An 18,742-nucleotide genomic window follows, 5' to 3' on the forward strand; every position below is an offset into this window, starting at 1 on the left:
CAAAAAACTGATTACCAAATAATAATTCAAGCTAAAATTGTTATTTTTGAGTATAAACAAAATCTAATGGATATTCAAGCGGAAAAAATACAGTTAGTTAAAATGCTTTTGGATACAGAGAATCCGAAAATAATTGAATCTATTAAACAGATTTTTAATAAAAATAAAACTTCTGATTTTTGGGATGAATTATCTTCAGAGCAGATTAAAGAAATAGAAAAGGCATCTTTAGAAATCAAAAATGGAGAAGTGACAGATTACGAATCTTTCATGCAAAAGCACAGATAATTGAATAGAGAAATTATCATATCAAAAACAGCGGAAAAGAAATTAGAATCTCTTTTCAAGTATTTGATTGATAATTGGTCTGTATCCGCTAAAAATGAATTCATAAAAAAATTAGACTCATCGCTAGAAAACATAAAAGCTCAACCTGAATTATTTCCTGAATCTAAAAAAGGAAAAGGACTGAGAAAATGTGTAATAACAAAACAGACCACTTTGTATTATCGATTTACATCAAGTCAAATTAATGTAGTAACTATATTTGACACAAGACAAAATCCTAAAAAACTACGCAAAGAAACATAACGCTCCACGTGATGGATATTGAATTTAAATCAAAAAATTAGAATTATCAAAGACATCGTTAAAAGGCTATAACTAAAGGTTAAGTCATTCTATAGTAGACTTAATTACAAAACATAAAAATCCCATTACTGACGCACACCAGTAATGGGATTTCTGACAAATCAACTACTTGTCACTAAACTTCTTCGTGCTCTAAATATTTCTCTAATATGGTTATTGCTGATTTTGAGATTACGGTCCCAGGACCAAAAATCGCAACTACTTTATGATCTAATAAGTATTGGTAATCTTGCGCAGGAATAACACCTCCTGCAAACACCATAATATCTGGTCTTCCCAATCTAGCAAGTTCTTCAATTAATTGAGGTATTAATGTTTTATGACCCGCAGCCAAACTAGAAGCCCCTACAAAATGCACATCGTTTTCAATGGCTTGTTTTGCAACTTCTTCTGGTGTTTGAAACAATGGCCCCATATCGACATCGAAACCTAGATCGGCAAAACTAGAAGCGACTACTTTCGCACCTCTATCGTGTCCATCTTGTCCCATTTTAGCCACCATAACACGTGGACGACGTCCTTCTATTTCAGCAAACTTATCTGCTAATTTTAAAGCCGCTGCAAACGTACTATCATCACTAACTTCTTTACTATATACACCACTAATTAATTTAGTATCTGCTTTGTGACGTCCGAAATGCACTTCTAAAGCATCAGATATTTCACCTAAAGTGGCGAAGTTTTCTGCGGCTTCTACTGCTAATTCTAATAAATTCCCTTTACCCGTTTCAGCACAATCGGTTAATGCTTTTATGTTTTTATCGACAACAACTTGATCTCTATTTGCTTTCATTTTTTTCAAACGTGCAATCTGAGAGTCTCTTACGACAGTGTTATCTACTTCTAAAATTTCGATAGTCGATTTTTCATCAGTTTTAAACTTATTTACACCAACCAAAATATCTTGACCAGAATCTAAACGTGCTTGTTTTCTTGCCGAAGCCTCTTCAATACGCATTTTAGGCACACCGGTTTCAATCGCTTTAGCCATACCTCCAAGCTCTTCAATTTCTTCGACAAGTGTCCATGCTTTTTTAGCTATTTCCTGAGTTAAATATTCCACATAATAAGACCCAGCCCAAGGATCTACAGCCTTAGTCATTTGGGTTTCATCTTGAATATAAATCTGTGTGTTACGTGCAATTCTAGCAGAGAAATCTGTTGGTAACGCAATCGCTTCATCCAACGCATTAGTATGTAGTGATTGTGTTCCTCCCAAAGTGGCAGCCATGGCTTCTATACATGTTCTAGCCACGTTATTATAAGGATCTTGCTCACTTAAACTCCAACCTGATGTCTGACTATGCGTACGCAGCGCCATAGATTTTGGATTCTTAGGATTGAATTGTTTTATGATTTTCGCCCAAAGCATACGTGCTGCACGCATTTTAGCAATCTCCATAAAGTGATTCATTCCAACAGCCCAGAAAAATGAAAGTCTTGGTGCAAACTCATCAATTTTTAATCCTGATGCCAACCCTGTTCTAATGTATTCCATCCCATCTGCTAACGTATACGCCAATTCAATATCTGCGGTTGCACCTGCTTCTTGCATGTGATACCCACTAATAGAAATAGAATTAAACTTAGGCATGTTATTGGTGGTGTATTCGAAAATATCACCAATAATTTTCATAGATGGTAATGGCGGATATATGTACGTATTACGCACCATAAATTCCTTTAAAATATCGTTTTGAATGGTTCCGCTTAACTGATCTAGCGCCACACCTTGTTTTTTGGCTGCTGCAATATAGAATGCCATAATTGGAAGTACCGCGCCATTCATAGTCATAGACACAGACATTTTATCTAACGGAATTTGGTCGAATAAAATTTCCATATCTAAAATAGAATCTATGGCAACACCTGCTTTACCCACATCACCCGTTACTCTTGGATGATCGGAATCGTACCCACGGTGTGTTGCTAAATCGAATGCTACAGACAATCCTTTTTGTCCTGCCGCAAGGTTACGTCTGTAAAACGCGTTAGATTCTTCTGCTGTAGAAAAACCTGCGTACTGACGAATCGTCCACGGACGTAACGCATACATCGCGCTATAAGGTCCTCTTGTAAACGGAGGTAAACCAGAAGTAAATTGTAAATGCTCTGCATCGGCAAGATCTTCTTTAGAAAAATGTGTTTTAACAGGAATACCTTCTGGAGTATTCCAAATGGCTTTATTATCTGAAGGCACTGCCTCTTGTTTTGAAGCAGTGTCTAATGTTATATTTGAAAAATTTGGTTTCATGTGTTTCTTTTTTTGTGATTTTATGGTCACATGCTATTGGTAACACCTCAACGCAGAAGTGTTTATCAATGTCACACCTCTACTTTTTAATATGTTTCTGAACTTTAGTCTGAACCTTAGAAATTGTTTTAATTACATCCGATTTCATATGAATACAATCATCTAAACCAGCTTCTGTTAACGCGTCCAAAATTGAAACAGGGTTTCCTGCCAATAACAGCACTTTTTCTGTATTTAATGCTCTAAATGTTTCAACATAAGCTAAAGCATGTTCGTCGTAATCTTGATCTGAACTACAAATAACAACCACATTAGACTCCGATTTCGCACTGGCTTCTGCAGCTAATTCTGCACTGTCGTAACTTTTTTCTTGTAAGACTTCAAAACCACTCACGCCTATAAAATCGTAAGCAAATGCTGCTCTCGCTTTACGCATGGTTAAATTACCAAAACTAGCAAGTTCTACTATTGGTCGTTTACCTGCTTCTGCCACGATATCTTCTGAAACTTTACGTACCGCTTCAATTTCTAAAGATGCACGTCTTGGCGTTAAGACTTTAGAATTCCCTTCTCCGCCAGCAAATAACACCTTAGGATTTAGTTTCTCCATAAGGTTTGGATATTTATTTACCCCAACCATTGGCAAACGTCTTTGACTAATTAGCTTAATCTTTGTTTGACGAATTTCAGCAATTTGTTGTTGAATCGTTTCATTTTCGAAAGCAATAAAGAACCCACCATCTGCTTCAATGGCTTTAAATAATTCTAAAGCTTTTGTTGCTACTTTTGTACTTACTTCTTCAACGTAGTAAGAGCCATCTACTGGATTTGCTACTTTTCCGAAATAAGATTCTTCTCTTAAAATTGTTGTGATGTTTCCAGAAATTCGACTTGAAAAATCTGAAGGCGCATTAAATTCTTTATCGTAAGCATCTACCAATATACCATCTACATTTCCCAGAATGGCCGACATGGCTTCAGTAGTAGATCGTAACATATTGGCATGTGCATCGGTAACAGATTTTGTCCAAATGGATGTTTTAGCGGTGAGTGCAAATTTGAAATTAGAAACACCGTAAGAATCAGCTACTTTATGTACCAAGCTATTTAAAGCTCTGTATTTGCTCATTTCTACAAAATATTCCGATCCAATTGCCAACTGAATATGTAAGCTATTAAAAACGGTTTCTGCTGAAATGTCTTGAGTTCCTAATTCCTCTATGACATACACTAAAGCATTTAGCGTATATGCAACTTCCTGAACTTGATTTGCTCCAGAATCTAAAAAGGCAGTTCCTGAAATCGTAACTGTTTTAAAATTTGAGAACCCACTTCCTAGAGTAATGACTTTTGCTAAAGTTTCAAATATCTTAGAATCTAAAGATCCCGTAGTGACATAATTTGAAATGACCCCAAGATCGAAATACCCTTTTAAGTTATTTTTATCAGATACATTTTTTTCAGCATATGCAAAGAAATCTGTTGCAAAATCTAATACGTTTTCAGTCATAACAAAAGAAACTGTAATCGTGTTTAAATCGATACCTTTTAATAAGGTTTCCACAGCTATTTTAGAATTTATTTGAAAAACCAAACCGTTTATTCCTTCAACAACTGCTTTTTGCGCTAAAGCATTTCCACTTTCTGCTGAAAGAACTATAATACTTCTGTAGTTTACTAATGCTTGGGCATTTTCACCAGTGTTTTTAAGGTAATCTATAGCGTCTTCAGTATTATACAAAGGTTGAATATCAATACCATTTAAGTTTTTCCAAACTAGTCTTTTATTGAAATCTCCACCTTTTAAATCTATATTAACTTTCTCCAACCATGCATCCTTAGTCACAGGACTAAACTCGGAGAAAAGTGTGTTATTTTTAGTACTCATACTATTTATATTTAGTGTGATTAAACCATGATACTACTTCCGAATCTTTCAAAAATAGCTTTATCTAATTCTTCTCTATAATCTGGATGTGCAATATTTCTTAATGCTCTTGCACGTTCTTTTAAGGTTTTTCCGAAAAATTCGGCAACTCCATATTCTGTAACTACATATCTAGCATGTGCACGTGTCGTTACAACTCCTGCTCCTGTTCTTAAAGTTGGTACAATTTTAGACACCCCTTTTAAGGTTCTAGAATTAATAGCAATAATAGGTTTGCCTCCTTGCGATAACGCTGCACCTCGCATAAAGTCCATTTGCCCTCCAACTCCAGATAACATTCTTGTACCGATTGAATCTGCACAAACCTGACCCGTAATATCAATTTCTATTGCGGAATTAATAGCCGTTACTTTTGGATTCTGACGAATAACAGACGTATCGTTAACATACGCAATATCTAACATTTCTATTTCTGGATTGTCGTCCATAAAATCATACAAACGTTTTGTTCCCATGGCAAATCCAGAAACAATTTTATTAGGATTTACTTTTTTCTGAGAGCCATTTACAATGCCTTTCTCGACCAAATCTACGATTCCTTCTGAAAACATTTCAGTATGAATCCCTAAATTTTTATGATTGTTTAAATATGTTAACACAGCATTTGGAATACCTCCAATTCCCATTTGCAATGTTGCACCGTCTTCAATGATATCTGCTACATTTTTACCAATTGCTTTTTCTTCTTCTGAAGGGGCTACAAATTTCATTTCGAAAATAGGTTCATCAACTTCAACACAAGCCGCAAATTGATTAATACTTATTATAGCATCTCCAAACGTTCTTGGCATTTTAGGGTTAATCTGTGCAATAATTGTTTTTCCCATTTCAATCCCAGAAATCACTATATCTACCGAAACACCTAATGAACAAAACCCGTGTTTATCTGGAGGAGACACATTAACTAAAACGACATCTAATTTCATATAACCTTCACGAAATAAGCTTGGAATATCGCTTAAAAACACAGGTATATAATCGGCTGTAATACCAATCATTTTTCTAATATTCCCTCCAATAAAGAAGGCACTGGTATAGAAACTATCTTTTAACTCTGGCGCTACATATCCGCATTCACCTTCTGTATGTAAATGAACAACATTTACACCTCTTAACTCTGGAGCTCTTGCCACCATGGCCTTTATTAGTGTTTGAGGTGTTGCAGATCCTCCTTGAATTAACACTCTATCTCCAGATTTTATTAGTTTTACTGCATCTGCTGCAGACATTTTATTTGGTATGTTCATGACGTTAATTTTTAAAATTGCATTTCGTTTAAATGATTTACAAATTCTTACCCAAAGAAACTTAATATGATACCCGCAGCAATTGCAGAACCAATAACTCCAGCAACGTTAGGTGCCATAGCATGCATTAGTAAGTAATTTTGAGGATCTGCCTTTAAACCTTCGGCATGAACCACTCTTGCGCTATCTGGCACAGCAGAAACTCCTGCTGCTCCAATTAATGGATTAATTTTTTCTCCTTCTTTTAGGAATAAGTTCATGAATTTAGCGAACAATAACCCTCCCATGGTTGCGATAACAAATGATATCGCTCCTAGTCCAAAGATTAATAATGAATCTTTAGTGATAAAGATATCTGCTTGTGTAGATGCTCCAACTGTAACTCCTAAAAGGATGGTTACGATATCTATTAATTTTGTACGTGCTGTATCTGCTAGACGTTCTGTTCTTCCTGATTCTTTTAATAAGTTACCAAAGAATAACATTCCTAATAATGGTAATGCACTTGGCGAAATAAACGTAGTTAATAATAAAGCGACTACAGGAAAAATCATTTTTTCTTTTTGTGAAACTGCTCTTGGAGGTTTCATTCTAATTAAACGCTCTTTTTTAGACGTAAGTAATTTCATTATTGGAGGTTGAATTACCGGTACCAATGCCATATAAGAATATGCAGCAATGGCTATAGGTCCAATTAAGTTTTTAACCGTAGTACCGTCAGGAAGAATGTTTATACCATTCGCTAATTTAGAAGACAGGAAGATTGCTGTTGGTCCATCTGCACCACCAATAATTCCAATTGCACCAGCTTCTGGTAAATTAAATCCTAAATAAAGAGCTCCTAAGAAGGTTGCGAATACTCCAATTTGAGCAGCTCCTCCTAAAAGCATAAGTTTTGGGTTTGCTATAAGAGACGAGAAATCTGTCATCGCTCCAATACCCAAAAAGATTAAAGGCGGGTAAATACCTTTTACAACACCAAAGTACAAGTAGTTTAAAACCGAACCTGTTTCGTAAATCCCCGTTTGGTTCCCTGCCACAAAGGGTATATTCCCAATAATTACACCTGCGCCGATGGGTATTAAAAGTAAGGGTTCGTAATCGAATTTAATACCGAGGTAAATAAACACAATACCAATAATAATCATAATTATATTTCCTCCGGCTGCATTGGCAAAACCTGTATAATTGTAAAATTGTTTTATCCCTCCCATCGCTTCAGAAACAAAACTTCTATCTGATGTGCCTTGCTCAGACACTGAAGTTGTTGCTGTAGTGTTCGTTACTGCACTTAAGCTTAATCCTAGAACAGGTCTAGCAAAAACTAGTAACGATAGAACTCCAAATATTAATATTATTTTTTTCATTTTTTTGTGTTTTTGGACATCATAGTACGTTTCTTAATTATGAAAAACACTATGGGTTTAATCCCTATTCTAATTCTATCATTACTTCACTTTGTAAAACTTGCTGTCCAACTTTAACATTTACAGCCGATACCACTCCAGATTTCTCCGAAATAATATTATTTTCCATTTTCATGGCTTCAAGAACAAGTAACAAATCACCTTCTTTAACCGTATCGCCTACTTTTATATTTAAACTTAAAATAATACCTGGAATTGGTGCAGATATTGTAGTTTTTGCAGAACTAGGATTATTTATTTTTACAGGTTCTGGGGCAGCTTTAGATGCTGTACGAACTAATCTTGGAGTTTTAACAGTTTTCACATCTTCCTTCATTTTAACCGAATAAGATGTTCCGTTTACTTCTAAATTTATAGTGTTATCTTCTTGTGAAACAATTCTAACACTATAACTGTTTTCATTTATATTGAATGTGAAATTTTTCATTGTATTGTATATTTCTTTTAAATGTTCAAAAAAATTAACCCTTAATTACAGCCTGTTATAAACACCGTAGATTTTGGAACTCCAAGGCGAGTACATTTTCCGAGCTTGTTTTATGGTTAATATCGCATTTTCGTTATCATGCTGTTCATTTAAATGCAAGTGAATCGCTGCCGAGATGGCTGCTGCTATTTCTCCAGTAAAGTCTTCATTCAGTTTTGGTGAAATATCTGAAACCTTCTTATCTGGCCCTTTAGATATCAGTTTATAGATATATAAAATTAAGGGCAAGGCATACTTAAAGAATAAGGTTAACAGGATTAAACCACCAAACACAATTAATAACCCTGTTACTAGAACGATATAACCTTCTTCTATTGGATCGACCTGAGTTGGCACTGTAATCTCTATTAATGCTAATAAATTTGTCATCATTATAGTGGGATATTAGAGTGTTTCTTAGGTGGATTAACCTCTTTTTTATTGGCTAACAATTCTAAAGCTCTTACAATTCTAAATCTGGTATTTCTAGGCTCAATAACATCGTCTATAAATCCATATTTGGCTGCTACATAAGGATTCGCGAACTTGGTATTATATTCGTGCTCTTTTTCCTCGATATAGTGTTGTTTCTCGTCGGCATCTTCAATTTTTCTAATGTTTGATCCTTCTAAAACTTCTACTGCTCCTTTTGCTCCCATTACGGCAATTTCTGCCGTTGGCCAAGCATAGTTTAAGTCTCCTCGTAATTGTTTACAACTCATTACATCATGCGCTCCACCATAAGATTTACGTAACGTAATAGTTACTTTTGGCACTGTAGCTTCTCCATAAGCGAATAATAATTTAGCACCATGTAAAATAATACCTGCATATTCCTGTCCTGTCCCTGGTAAGAATCCTGGTACATCTACTAATGTTACTATTGGGATATTAAAAGCATCGCAGAAACGTACAAATCGTGCTGCTTTTCTTGACGCTTCACAATCTAAAACACCTGCATAATATTTAGGCTGATTGGCAACAATACCAACAGAACGTCCATTAAAACGTGCAAAACCTACAACTATATTTCTAGCATAATCTCTGTGAACTTCTGTAAATTCACCATCGTCTGTAAGGATAGATATAACATCTACAATATCGTAAGGCTGATTGGCATTTTCTGGGATAATGCTATTTAAAGCATCGTCCAATCTATCTATAGGATCGTTACAAGGTACTGTTGGTGCATCTTCTAAATTATTTGAAGGCAAATAGCTAAGTAACTTTCTGACTAACATTAAGTTTTCTTCGTCGTTATCTGCTAAGAAGTGAGACACACCAGATTTTGTAGAATGTACTTTTGCTCCTCCTAATTGCTCTGTAGTTACATCTTCTCCAGTTACAGATTTAACAACTTTAGGACCAGTAACAAACATATAACTTGTTTTATCTGTCATGATCGTAAAATCTGTTAAAGCAGGAGAATAAACAGCTCCACCAGCACAAGGTCCTAAGATTGAAGAAATTTGAGGAATAACTCCTGATGCCATTATGTTTCTTTGAAAAATCTCTGCATAGCCAGCAAGTGATCTTACACCTTCTTGAATACGTGCTCCACCACTATCATTAAGTCCGATTACAGGCACACCAATTTTCATTGCCATATCCATAATTTTACATATTTTCAAGGCATACGTTTCGGAAAGTGAACCACCAAACACGGTAAAATCTTGAGAGAACACATATACTATCCTTCCATCTATAGTTCCATGTCCAGTAATAACCCCATCCGACAAATAAATTTGTTTATCTAATCCGAAAGATTTTGTTCTGTGTGTAACAAACATGTCGAATTCTTCAAAACTATCATCGTCTAAAAGTATATCTATTCTTTCTCTGGCCGTTAATTTACCTTTTGCATGCTGTGATTCAATACGCTTTTCACCACCACCTAATTTTGCTTTTGCTCTTTTTTCAATGAGCTCATTAATTTTTTCTTGATTTGCCATTAGTTACGCTTTTACTTGTCTTTTCTGATTACTAACTATTCTTTTGAACAAAGTTCTGTAAGCACGCCTTGAGTAGATTTAGGATGAAGGAAACCTATATTCAAGCCCTCCGCACCTTTTCTAGACGTTTTATCTATTAGTGTCACACCACGTTCTTCTGCTTGTTTTAAAGCCTCTGTAGAATCTTTAACTGCAAATGCAATATGATGCATGCCTTGACCTTTTTTAGCAATGAATTTACCAATTGGGCCATCTGGCGATGTACTTTCTAATAATTCGATCTTAGTCTGTCCCACTAAGAAAAAAGCGGTTTTAACTTTCTGATCTGCAACTTCCTCAATAGAATAACATGTTAACCCCAAGACACCTTCGTAGTATTTTATGGACTCTTCTAGATTATCTACTGCAATTCCGATGTGTTCAATATGTGAAATATTCATTTTTATGTTGTTTATTACGGTTAATTAATAAAGTACTATACAAAATTACGCTTTGAAATGAAGATAATTCATGATAGTTATCATGTATAACGGACAAATTCATCGTGTATTTCAAACGTTGTAAATTATACATTTAGCTGTTTTTCAGCAAATTAAAAATATTTTATCTGTATGACTATTTTCACAAGTCCTGTTAATAAAACGCTAAGATTTCAATTGTTGTTTTTTCTTAGTTTAATTTTTATATATACCCTTTTTGCCTACAATTTAGTTAGGACTGAATATGTGAAATTAATTATTCTTTATTTTATATCGTTTTTTTTAAGTTACAAAATAGTACAATCAAAAGTTCAAAACACAACCACTTTACTCCGCTTAACATTTGTATGCCGAATTCTTTTTCTTTTCGCTATTCCTAATTTATCTCAAGATTTCTATCGCTTTATATGGGATGGCCGTATGATTTTCGAAGGTTATAATCCGTTTCTCTATACACCTGATTATTTTATTACAAAAGGCATCAATCCGGTTCCTGAAACACAAGCTTTGTACAACGGCATGGGAGAATTAAGTGCGTCTCACTATACTAATTACCCCCCCGTAAGTCAGTTTTGTTATTATCTGGCTGCCGTATTTTCTAATCATTCCATTTTGGGTTCGGTAATTGTGATGCGTTTACTGATTATTGCAGCAGATTTTGGAACATTTTTCTTCGGGAGTAAACTTTTAAAAAACTTAAACCTACCACCACATTATATCTTTTGGTATCTATTAAATCCATTTATTATAATAGAACTGACTGGGAATTTACATTTTGAAGGTGTAATGATATGCTTTCTAGTGATGAGTTTATACCTACTACAAAAGCTAAAATGGCAATGGGCAGCAGTCGCTTTTTCGCTATCTGTAGCCACAAAATTAATTCCTCTTATATTTCTCCCTCTAATATTTAAACATTTAAACCTAAAGAAAGGATTCTTGTTTTGTGCTATTGTTGGCCTTATGAATCTAGTATTATTTCTACCGTTTATAAGTTCAGAATTTATAACGAATTACGCAGAAACCGTAGGACTCTGGTTTAAAAATTTCGAATTTAATGCAAGCCTTTTTAATATTGCAAAATCTATAGGTTACGAAATTACAGGACAAAACAAAATCAAGCTAATTGGTCCCATTATGGCAATTTTAGTTATACTATATATTGCAATTACAACGTACAAATCACCTTTAAAGAACATGCAAAGTTTATTAATTAATATGATTTTGGTGATTACCGTATACTATTTTATGGCGACCACAGTGCACCCTTGGTATGTAAGCCTTTTAGTAATATTAGCTGTATTTACAGGCTATAAATTCCCTTTAGTTTGGAGTGCTGCCATTATACTAAGTTATCTTGCTTACACAAGTTCAGACAACACCGAAAACCTATGGGTAATTGGTTTGGAATACGCCATTGTTTATGCCGTATTTATTTATGAAGTAATTCTAAAAAAACAATTTGGACACAAACATATCAACGACTTAAACCATAATTAAGATGATGATAATCCACTCTAATTCACTGCTTCAGTCATGTTCGTAATATCCTTAAAAACTCTAAAATCTTTTTAAATATTTCTATACGAGCGTAAATTAATCGATAACGAACTTTTAAATCTACGGTTTATTTTAACCCCATGTTTAACCGTTTAATTGTTCGTTTTACAAAGCACTATCTGCTGAGTTTAAAATATAAAGGGTTTCAGGAATTTTATTTTCACATTATAATCTTCCCTATATAACGCTTTTGCTTTGGACACGAAACATCTAAAGCGGCAGACTGTGACGTATTTAATTGCTAACTATTTTTAGATGAAATCAAATTAATAAAACTCACCATTCCGTTTTGAAAAATATAATTGAATAAACTAACAAGACAGTTCGTCACTATACGAAAACAACAAATTCCATTGAAACTAAATCTTATAGTCTTTTATCTGAATTGCACTTGCAACTTGATATCCTACAACATTATATATAAGTTCTAAAATGGATTAAAAAAAAACAAAAGGAAGGTAAAGAACATTTAATTTCAGAAGAATAATAGACTAATACCTGCAAGAAGGCTTGTCTTTTAAACACGTTTTAAAAGCTAAAAACCTGGTAAATAACACACGTTTATTCACCAGGTTTGGAATATTATATCTTAAATTTTAAGACAGGAATTCTTTAGCGTTGCTTTATAAGTGAAAGCACACTTCAAATTTTAATAGCATCTAAAACTCTTTTACGAAACGAGTTTTAAACTATCTATTCTATAAATTACATCTTCTTTACCAACAGGTACTTCAACAAATGTAATTTTAAAGGTTTGATCGATATAGCTTTCATCATGCTTTAAATCGAATTGTTTTAAAGCGCGAGGATGGATTTCGTCAAAAATCATATCCTCACCATTTTCAAAGATAAACGTGTACAATCCGTCTGTGTAAGATTGAAAAACAGCAACTTTCATTTTAATTTATTTTATTTTAATATAGTTCTAATCGTTATCATCATCTTCATCCTCTTCTTCTACTGCTTCAGCATCTTCTGGTTTTACTTCATCAAAATCTACATCAACATCGTCTTCAACATCGTCTTCAATATAGTTTTCCATAGCCTGAGCTAAACGCACGCCTACTTTTACCAAGTAAATCGTGTCTTCGGTTTTAACTTCGACAGCTTCTACTAATTCATTTTTTGCATTTCTGAATGAAATAATATCTGCATCATCATAACCATCAGGAAATTTTTCTACTAGAAGGTTTAAGATATCTTCATTTAGCTTTTGGTAGTCTACTATTACTCGTTTCATTTTTTATAAAGGGGATTACATATCTAATAAATAGGCGAAAACTAATGGTGCAACTATAGTTGCATCACTTTCAATAATAAATTTAGGGGTGTCAATATCTAATTTTCCCCATGTTATTTTTTCGTTTGGAACTGCTCCAGAATACGAACCATAACTTGTTGTAGAATCAGAAATCTGACAGAAATAACTCCAGAATGGTGTTTCTGGACGTTCCATATCTTGGTATAACATAGGCACTACACAAATAGGAAAATCTCCAGCAATTCCTCCTCCAATTTGGAAGAATCCAATTCCGTTTTCAGAATTATTTGTATACCAATCTGCAAGGAATGTCATGTATTCAATTCCAGATTTCATAGTACTCGCTTTCAATTTACCTTTAAGCACATAACTTGCAAAAATATTCCCCATTGTACTATCTTCCCAACCTGGGCAGATAATAGGTAGGTTTTTTTCTGCTGCTGCATACATCCAAGAATCTTTTAAGTCGATCTCGTAGTGCTCTTCTAAAACACCAGACAACAACATTTTGTACATATATTCATGCGGTAAATAACGTTCACCTTTAGCTTCTGCTTCTTCCCAAATTTTGAATATATGCTCTTGTAAACGTCTAAATGCTTCCTCTTCAGGAATACACGTATCGGTTACACGATTTAGACCTTTTTCTAATAAATCCCATTCATCCTGAGGTGTTAAATCGCGGTAATTAGGAACACGTTTGTAATGCGAATGTGCTACCAAATTCATGATATCTTCTTCTAAATTGGCTCCTGTACATGAAATAATTTGCACTTTATCTTGGCGAATCATTTCTGCGAAAATTTTACCTAGCTCTGCAGTACTCATAGCTCCTGCTAAAGACACTAACATTTTAGCACCTTTGTTTAATTGATCTTCATACCCTTTAGCTGCATCAACCAAAGCCGCTGCGTTAAAGTGTAAATAATACTTTTCTATAAAGTTTGAAATTGCTCCTTTAGTACTCATCGTCTTCTACGAATTTTGATGTGTTATTTTTTTGTGTTTTACTCTCGAATGTATTGTCGTAATCATCCTCTATGTTTTCACCCATAAATTTATAACTCAACATTTTGTAATATAATTTTGCAGCAAGAAAATCTGAAGATTTATCTGTCGCATTCGGACAAAGTTCTACAATATCGAATCCTACAACATTCTTTTCTGCAAAGACTTTCTTTAAAAAATCTAAGGTTTCGTACCAAAACAATCCTCCTGGTTCTGGAGTTCCTGTACTTGGTAGAATAGACGGATCTAAAGCATCTAAATCGAATGTAATAAATACATTTTTTGTCATTTGATCTATGGCGCTATCCATCCAAAATTCGTTGGCTGCCAACTCATGCGCAAAATACGTCTTTTCAGGATCCATAACCGTAGTTTCTTTAACGTCCATAGAACGAATGCCAACTTGGATTAAATTCGTGGTCTGACTCGCTTCATAAACGGCACAGGCATGATTACATGCAGAACCCTGATAGGTTTTACGTAAATCGGCATGCGCATCTATATGTAACACGGTTAAGTTATTAAAACATTCGTTAAATGCTCTAATCGAACCTATAGAAATAGAATGTTCACCTCCAAAAAGGGTCACAAATTTATTCTTTTTAATATATTTTTTAGTGGCTTGATGAACCGCATCAACCATAGCTTCTGGCGAACTGTTTTCAGTAACCGCATCGGCCAAAAACACACCTTGTTGGTAAACTTCGGTTTGGGTTTCTATATCGTAAGTTTCCATGTTTTCTGAAGCATTTAAAAAGGCTTCTGGCCCTTTATCTGCTCCTTTTTGCCATGTACTTGTCCCATCATAAGGCACTGGAATTAAAACAATTTTAGATGTTTCTAATCTTGCATAATTTTCAGGAATCCCAGCATACGTTTTATTGCTCATTGTAACCTAAAATTTTAAGTAAGTCTTCACTTTTTTGTTGTTCTGCAAATAATTTAGTGGTGATGTTTCCATCAGCATCTTTATCTATTAAAATATGTTTTGGCGATGGAATTAAACAGTGTTGTAAACCTCCAAATCCTCCAATAGTTTCTTGATATGCTCCAGTATTAAAAAACCCTATATATAATGGTTTGTCTTTATTATATTTTGGTAAGTAAATCGCATTCATATGCTGTTCACTATTATAATAATCGTCGCTATCACAAGTTAAACCACCTAATAATACACGTTCGTAACTTTCGTACCAACGGTTAATTGGTAGCATTACAAAACGTTTATTAATGGCCCAAGTATCTGGTAATGTTGTAATGAAAGATGAGTTTATCATATTCCATTTTTCACGATCATTTTGTTGTTTCTGGTATAACACTTCGTATATAGCCCCACCACTTTCACCAACTGTAAAGCTACCAAATTCGGTAAAAATATTAGGCACATCGACTTCCTCTTCTTCACAAACCGTTTTGATTTGATTTAAGATTTCATCAACCATATATTCGTAATCAAAATCGAATGCTAATGAATTTTTAATCGGAAATCCTCCACCAATATTTAAACTATCTAAAGATGGACAAATCTTCTTTAACGCCGTATAAACTTTTAAACATTTTAATAATTCGTTCCAATAATAAGCATTGTCACGGATACCTGTATTGATAAAAAAGTGTAGCATTTTAAGCTGAACTTTTTCGTTATCTTTTATCTGACGATTATAGAAAGGGACAATGTTTTTGTATCCAATTCCTAAACGTGAAGTGTAAAACTCGAATTTTGGTTCCTCTTCTGAAGCAATACGAATACCAACATTAAATTTTCCATCAATTTCTTGAGACAACAAATCTATTTCCTCGTAATTATCTATTATCGGGATACAGTTCTTGTGGCCGTTATTAATTAATCTGGCAATGTTTGTAATGTATTGCGCACGTTTAAATCCGTTACTAATTACATAAGTGTTATCTGTAATTTTACCTTCTTTCTTTAAATTCTCAACAATATCAATATCGAAAGCCGAAGACGTTTCAATATGAATATCGTTTTTTAAAGCTTCATTTAAAACGTGTTTAAAATGCGAACTCTTTGTACAATAGCAATAGTTATATTCCCCTTTGTAATTATTCTTTTCGATGGCTTTTTTAAACCAACCTTTAGCTCGGGTAATATTATTTGAAATTTGTGGTAAATAGGTAAACTTTAAAGGTGCACCATATTCTTCAACCAATTTCATTAAATCTATATCGTGAAATTGAAGTGTTTTATCTTCTAATTTAAATTCTTCTTGTGGGAAATAAAAGGATTGATTTATTAAATCAATGTATTTAGTATTCATAGTTATTTGATGTCATAGTTAAATAAAAAAATTAAATTACACAGAGTTATCCGTGTAGCAAAATTAAAAACGTTAACTATTTATCAAATTTGTATTTGACTTTGGGTTGTGGGAATAAAGCCAAACACATGTTGGCTTTTAACGATGGAGTATGCGGAAGTTAGCTCTAAAATTCGGTTGCTCATCTTATAAGCTGCTTTTGAGTATAACTTCCTAAGTTTCAAAAGCCCGAACATATAAACACTATTCATTATGTTCAGCTAATTGCTTGTACAAATGTGCTATAAAAAATCGAAAAAAAAAGATTTTTTTCGATTTTTTTGAAAAACTTTTAAAATCTGATTTACAGCATTTTAAGATTTACGATTTCTTGTTCTGTTAAGTGCTTCCAATGTCCGCGTGGAATATCTTTTTTAGTAAGCTGTCCAATACTTACGCAATCTATCTTTTCGATTTCGTATTTCAAGTAATCGAAAATAGAACGAATTATTGTACTTCCTGTATTTTTAACTTTTAAACCAATCTCTTTTTTAGAACCTTTGTCGATATAACTAATTTCTTCTACAGCAACTAGCTTCCCTTCAATCTTAAAACCTTCTTGAATTTTCTTAAAATCTTCGTGCTTTAAGTTTTTATCTAATTCGATATGAAATAATCTTGGCACTCCATTTTTAGAGTTTGTAAATTTATTTACAATATCCTCATCGTTAGTAAATAAAATTAACCCTAGAGAATTTCTTCCTAAACGTCCGATTGGTTTTATTTTTGAAGATGTAGCATTTGCTACTAAATCCATTACCGTACGCCCTTTACCTTCGCTAGTTGTTGTTGCAAAACCTTTTGGCTTATTTAATAACACATACGCTTTCTTCTCTGGATTTACTCGACTACCATCAAAACGTACTTCGTCTGCCAACTTCACTTTATAACCCATTTCGGTTACAACTTTACCATTTACAGACACTAAACCTGTTGCAATATGCATATCTGCATCGCGACGAGAACAAATACCAGAATTGGCAATGTATTTATTTAAACGGATTTCGTCAGGGTTCGAATTTTTAACAACCTGTTTAGGTTTACTCGTAACGTCCTGTTTTTTAATAGGCGCATTTCCTCTTGCATAACTTGTATTTCGTGAATTATCCGATCCACGTCCTGAAGCTTTTCCTTTTTTACTGCCGCCTTGTTGCTTGTTCATTTGAAATATATATTTTGTGCAAAGATAAACTATAATTTACGATTTCATATTTTTATGTAAATCCTTTTAAAAAAGTCGGTTTAACACCAAATTTACATTAATTAAAAGCACGCTTAATACACCAGAAAAAATAATGAATTTTAAAATATTATGAAGAATTAAATAGTGTTTTTTAGAACTAGAGTTCCATAATAATACTAGAAATATGGCCAGCAAAATCATTGTAAAATAAAAGAAGTAATACATATGACCTATATCGTATCTCGTCAATAAAAAATACGCAGGAATTAATGTTAACAACGCTAAAATGGTAAGCATTATTTTAGAATATTTTTCGCCGTAAACAATAGGAATCGTTTTATAACCTAAGGCCAGATCGCCAGGAATATTCTCCAAATCTTTTGTCAGCTCTCGCATTGAAATAATTAAAAACAGATACGTAGCATGTACAAAAATAACATGTTCGAAATTCTGATAATACATAAAAATGGCGAAGAATGGCGTAATCGTTAAAATAGCAGAAGTTAAATTCCCTATAAAAGGCATCTTTTTTAATTTATGTGAATAAAACCAAATAGCGAAAATATACAGCGCAAAAAAGATAACGGCTTTAAAAGACACATAACTCGCCATAATAATAGCAAGTAAATTAAGAACAAAGTAAAAGGAAAGTTTGGTATTCTGACTAATTAACCGATCTAACATCGATTTTTGTGGGCGATTTATTAAATCTTTTTCAGAATCGTAAAAATTATTGATAATATATCCGCCCGCAATTGTTGCCGAAGAAGCCAAAACTAACATCAATAAATTGATATCGAAAACAACCTCTCGCACAGATTTTTCGTGAGCTAAAATATAAACGGCTGTAACGTATTGCGCACCTAAAACCATTAACACATTATATCCTCTAACCACAGAAAACATACTGAAAAACTTCAATAAAATATGTTTATGTTTTCTAGAGAACATAGCTAAATATTAAGAGAGATGGAATAAAAAACGACTG

18 protein-coding genes are annotated in these 18,742 nt (G+C 33.6%); 3 read left to right on the forward strand and 15 right to left on the reverse strand.

Annotated elements, in window-relative coordinates; translation table 11 throughout:
- The first annotated feature begins 66 nt into the window (after positions 1-66).
- Positions 67-288, forward strand: coding sequence for a hypothetical protein (locus R6X41_RS03945; protein ID WP_318497642.1), 222 nt, complete (start codon positions 67-69; stop codon positions 286-288).
- Entirely contained in the window at positions 289-591 is a 303-nt protein-coding gene (locus R6X41_RS03950; RefSeq protein WP_318497644.1) for a type II toxin-antitoxin system RelE/ParE family toxin, read from the forward strand.
- Between the two features lie 175 nt (positions 592-766).
- Here the strand turns inward: R6X41_RS03950 and scpA are convergent, their stop codons facing one another.
- From scpA to mce, 8 genes are all read right to left on the reverse strand, one after another.
- Entirely contained in the window at positions 767-2,905 is a 2,139-nt protein-coding gene (gene scpA / locus R6X41_RS03955) for a methylmalonyl-CoA mutase (protein WP_318497646.1), read from the reverse strand.
- A 79-nt stretch (positions 2,906-2,984) separates the two neighbouring features.
- Positions 2,985-4,793, reverse strand: coding sequence for a methylmalonyl-CoA mutase family protein (locus R6X41_RS03960; protein ID WP_318497647.1), 1,809 nt, complete (start codon positions 4,791-4,793; stop codon positions 2,985-2,987).
- Positions 4,794-4,813: 20 nt separating this feature from the next.
- Entirely contained in the window at positions 4,814-6,100 is a 1,287-nt protein-coding gene (locus R6X41_RS03965) for an acetyl-CoA hydrolase/transferase family protein (protein ID WP_318497648.1), read from the reverse strand.
- A gap of 47 nt (positions 6,101-6,147) precedes the next feature.
- Positions 6,148-7,467 carry a sodium ion-translocating decarboxylase subunit beta gene (locus tag R6X41_RS03970; protein ID WP_318497649.1) on the reverse strand — a complete coding sequence of 440 codons (1,320 nt, stop codon included), beginning with the start codon at positions 7,465-7,467 and terminating at the stop codon, positions 6,148-6,150.
- 64 nt (positions 7,468-7,531) lie between these two features.
- Complete coding sequence (locus R6X41_RS03975) at positions 7,532-7,954, reverse strand: biotin/lipoyl-containing protein (protein ID WP_318497650.1); 423 nt, start codon at positions 7,952-7,954, stop codon at positions 7,532-7,534.
- Between the two features lie 45 nt (positions 7,955-7,999).
- Positions 8,000-8,386, reverse strand: a complete 387-nt coding sequence (locus R6X41_RS03980; RefSeq protein ID WP_318497651.1) for an OadG family protein — start codon at positions 8,384-8,386, stop codon at positions 8,000-8,002.
- Positions 8,386-9,945 (reverse strand): acyl-CoA carboxylase subunit beta, encoded by a 1,560-nt coding sequence (locus R6X41_RS03985; protein WP_318497652.1) that lies wholly within the window; start codon positions 9,943-9,945, stop codon positions 8,386-8,388. The genes R6X41_RS03980 and R6X41_RS03985 overlap by 1 nt, the downstream gene beginning before the upstream one ends.
- 35 nt (positions 9,946-9,980) lie before the next feature.
- A complete protein-coding gene (mce, locus tag R6X41_RS03990; RefSeq protein ID WP_318497653.1) occupies positions 9,981-10,385 on the reverse strand; it encodes a methylmalonyl-CoA epimerase in 405 nt (134 codons plus the stop codon).
- 285 nt (positions 10,386-10,670) lie between these two features.
- Here mce and R6X41_RS03995 point away from each other — a divergent pair, with 285 nt between their 5' ends.
- Positions 10,671-11,924 (forward strand): MptA/MptB family glycosyltransferase, encoded by a 1,254-nt coding sequence (locus R6X41_RS03995; protein WP_318497654.1) that lies wholly within the window; start codon positions 10,671-10,673, stop codon positions 11,922-11,924.
- Between the two features lie 730 nt (positions 11,925-12,654).
- Here R6X41_RS03995 and R6X41_RS04000 read toward each other — a convergent pair.
- The 7 genes from R6X41_RS04000 to R6X41_RS04030 all read right to left on the reverse strand — a co-directional run bounded on the left by R6X41_RS04000 (position 12,655) and on the right by R6X41_RS04030 (position 18,705).
- Positions 12,655-12,882 (reverse strand): hypothetical protein, encoded by a 228-nt coding sequence (locus tag R6X41_RS04000; protein ID WP_318497655.1) that lies wholly within the window; start codon positions 12,880-12,882, stop codon positions 12,655-12,657.
- Between the two features lie 27 nt (positions 12,883-12,909).
- Entirely contained in the window at positions 12,910-13,224 is a 315-nt protein-coding gene (locus tag R6X41_RS04005; RefSeq protein WP_318497656.1) for a hypothetical protein, read from the reverse strand.
- A gap of 15 nt (positions 13,225-13,239) precedes the next feature.
- Positions 13,240-14,214 (reverse strand): deoxyhypusine synthase family protein, encoded by a 975-nt coding sequence (locus R6X41_RS04010; RefSeq protein WP_318497657.1) that lies wholly within the window; start codon positions 14,212-14,214, stop codon positions 13,240-13,242.
- Positions 14,204-15,142: an agmatinase gene (gene speB, locus R6X41_RS04015; protein WP_318497658.1), complete on the reverse strand. Its 939-nt coding sequence runs from the start codon at positions 15,140-15,142 to the stop codon at positions 14,204-14,206. Before speB ends, R6X41_RS04010 begins: the two co-directional genes overlap by 11 nt.
- Positions 15,132-16,532, reverse strand: coding sequence for an arginine decarboxylase (locus R6X41_RS04020; protein ID WP_318497660.1), 1,401 nt, complete (start codon positions 16,530-16,532; stop codon positions 15,132-15,134). The genes speB and R6X41_RS04020 overlap by 11 nt, the downstream gene beginning before the upstream one ends.
- A 343-nt stretch (positions 16,533-16,875) precedes the next feature.
- Positions 16,876-17,733 carry a pseudouridine synthase gene (locus R6X41_RS04025; protein ID WP_318497662.1) on the reverse strand — a complete coding sequence of 286 codons (858 nt, stop codon included), beginning with the start codon at positions 17,731-17,733 and terminating at the stop codon, positions 16,876-16,878.
- A 66-nt stretch (positions 17,734-17,799) separates the two neighbouring features.
- Positions 17,800-18,705, reverse strand: coding sequence for a geranylgeranylglycerol-phosphate geranylgeranyltransferase (locus R6X41_RS04030; RefSeq protein ID WP_318497664.1), 906 nt, complete (start codon positions 18,703-18,705; stop codon positions 17,800-17,802).
- Between the last annotated feature and the right edge of the window lie 37 nt (positions 18,706-18,742).

This window comes from Formosa sejongensis (assembly GCF_033447105.1).
Classification (GTDB): domain Bacteria; phylum Bacteroidota; class Bacteroidia; order Flavobacteriales; family Flavobacteriaceae; genus Formosa.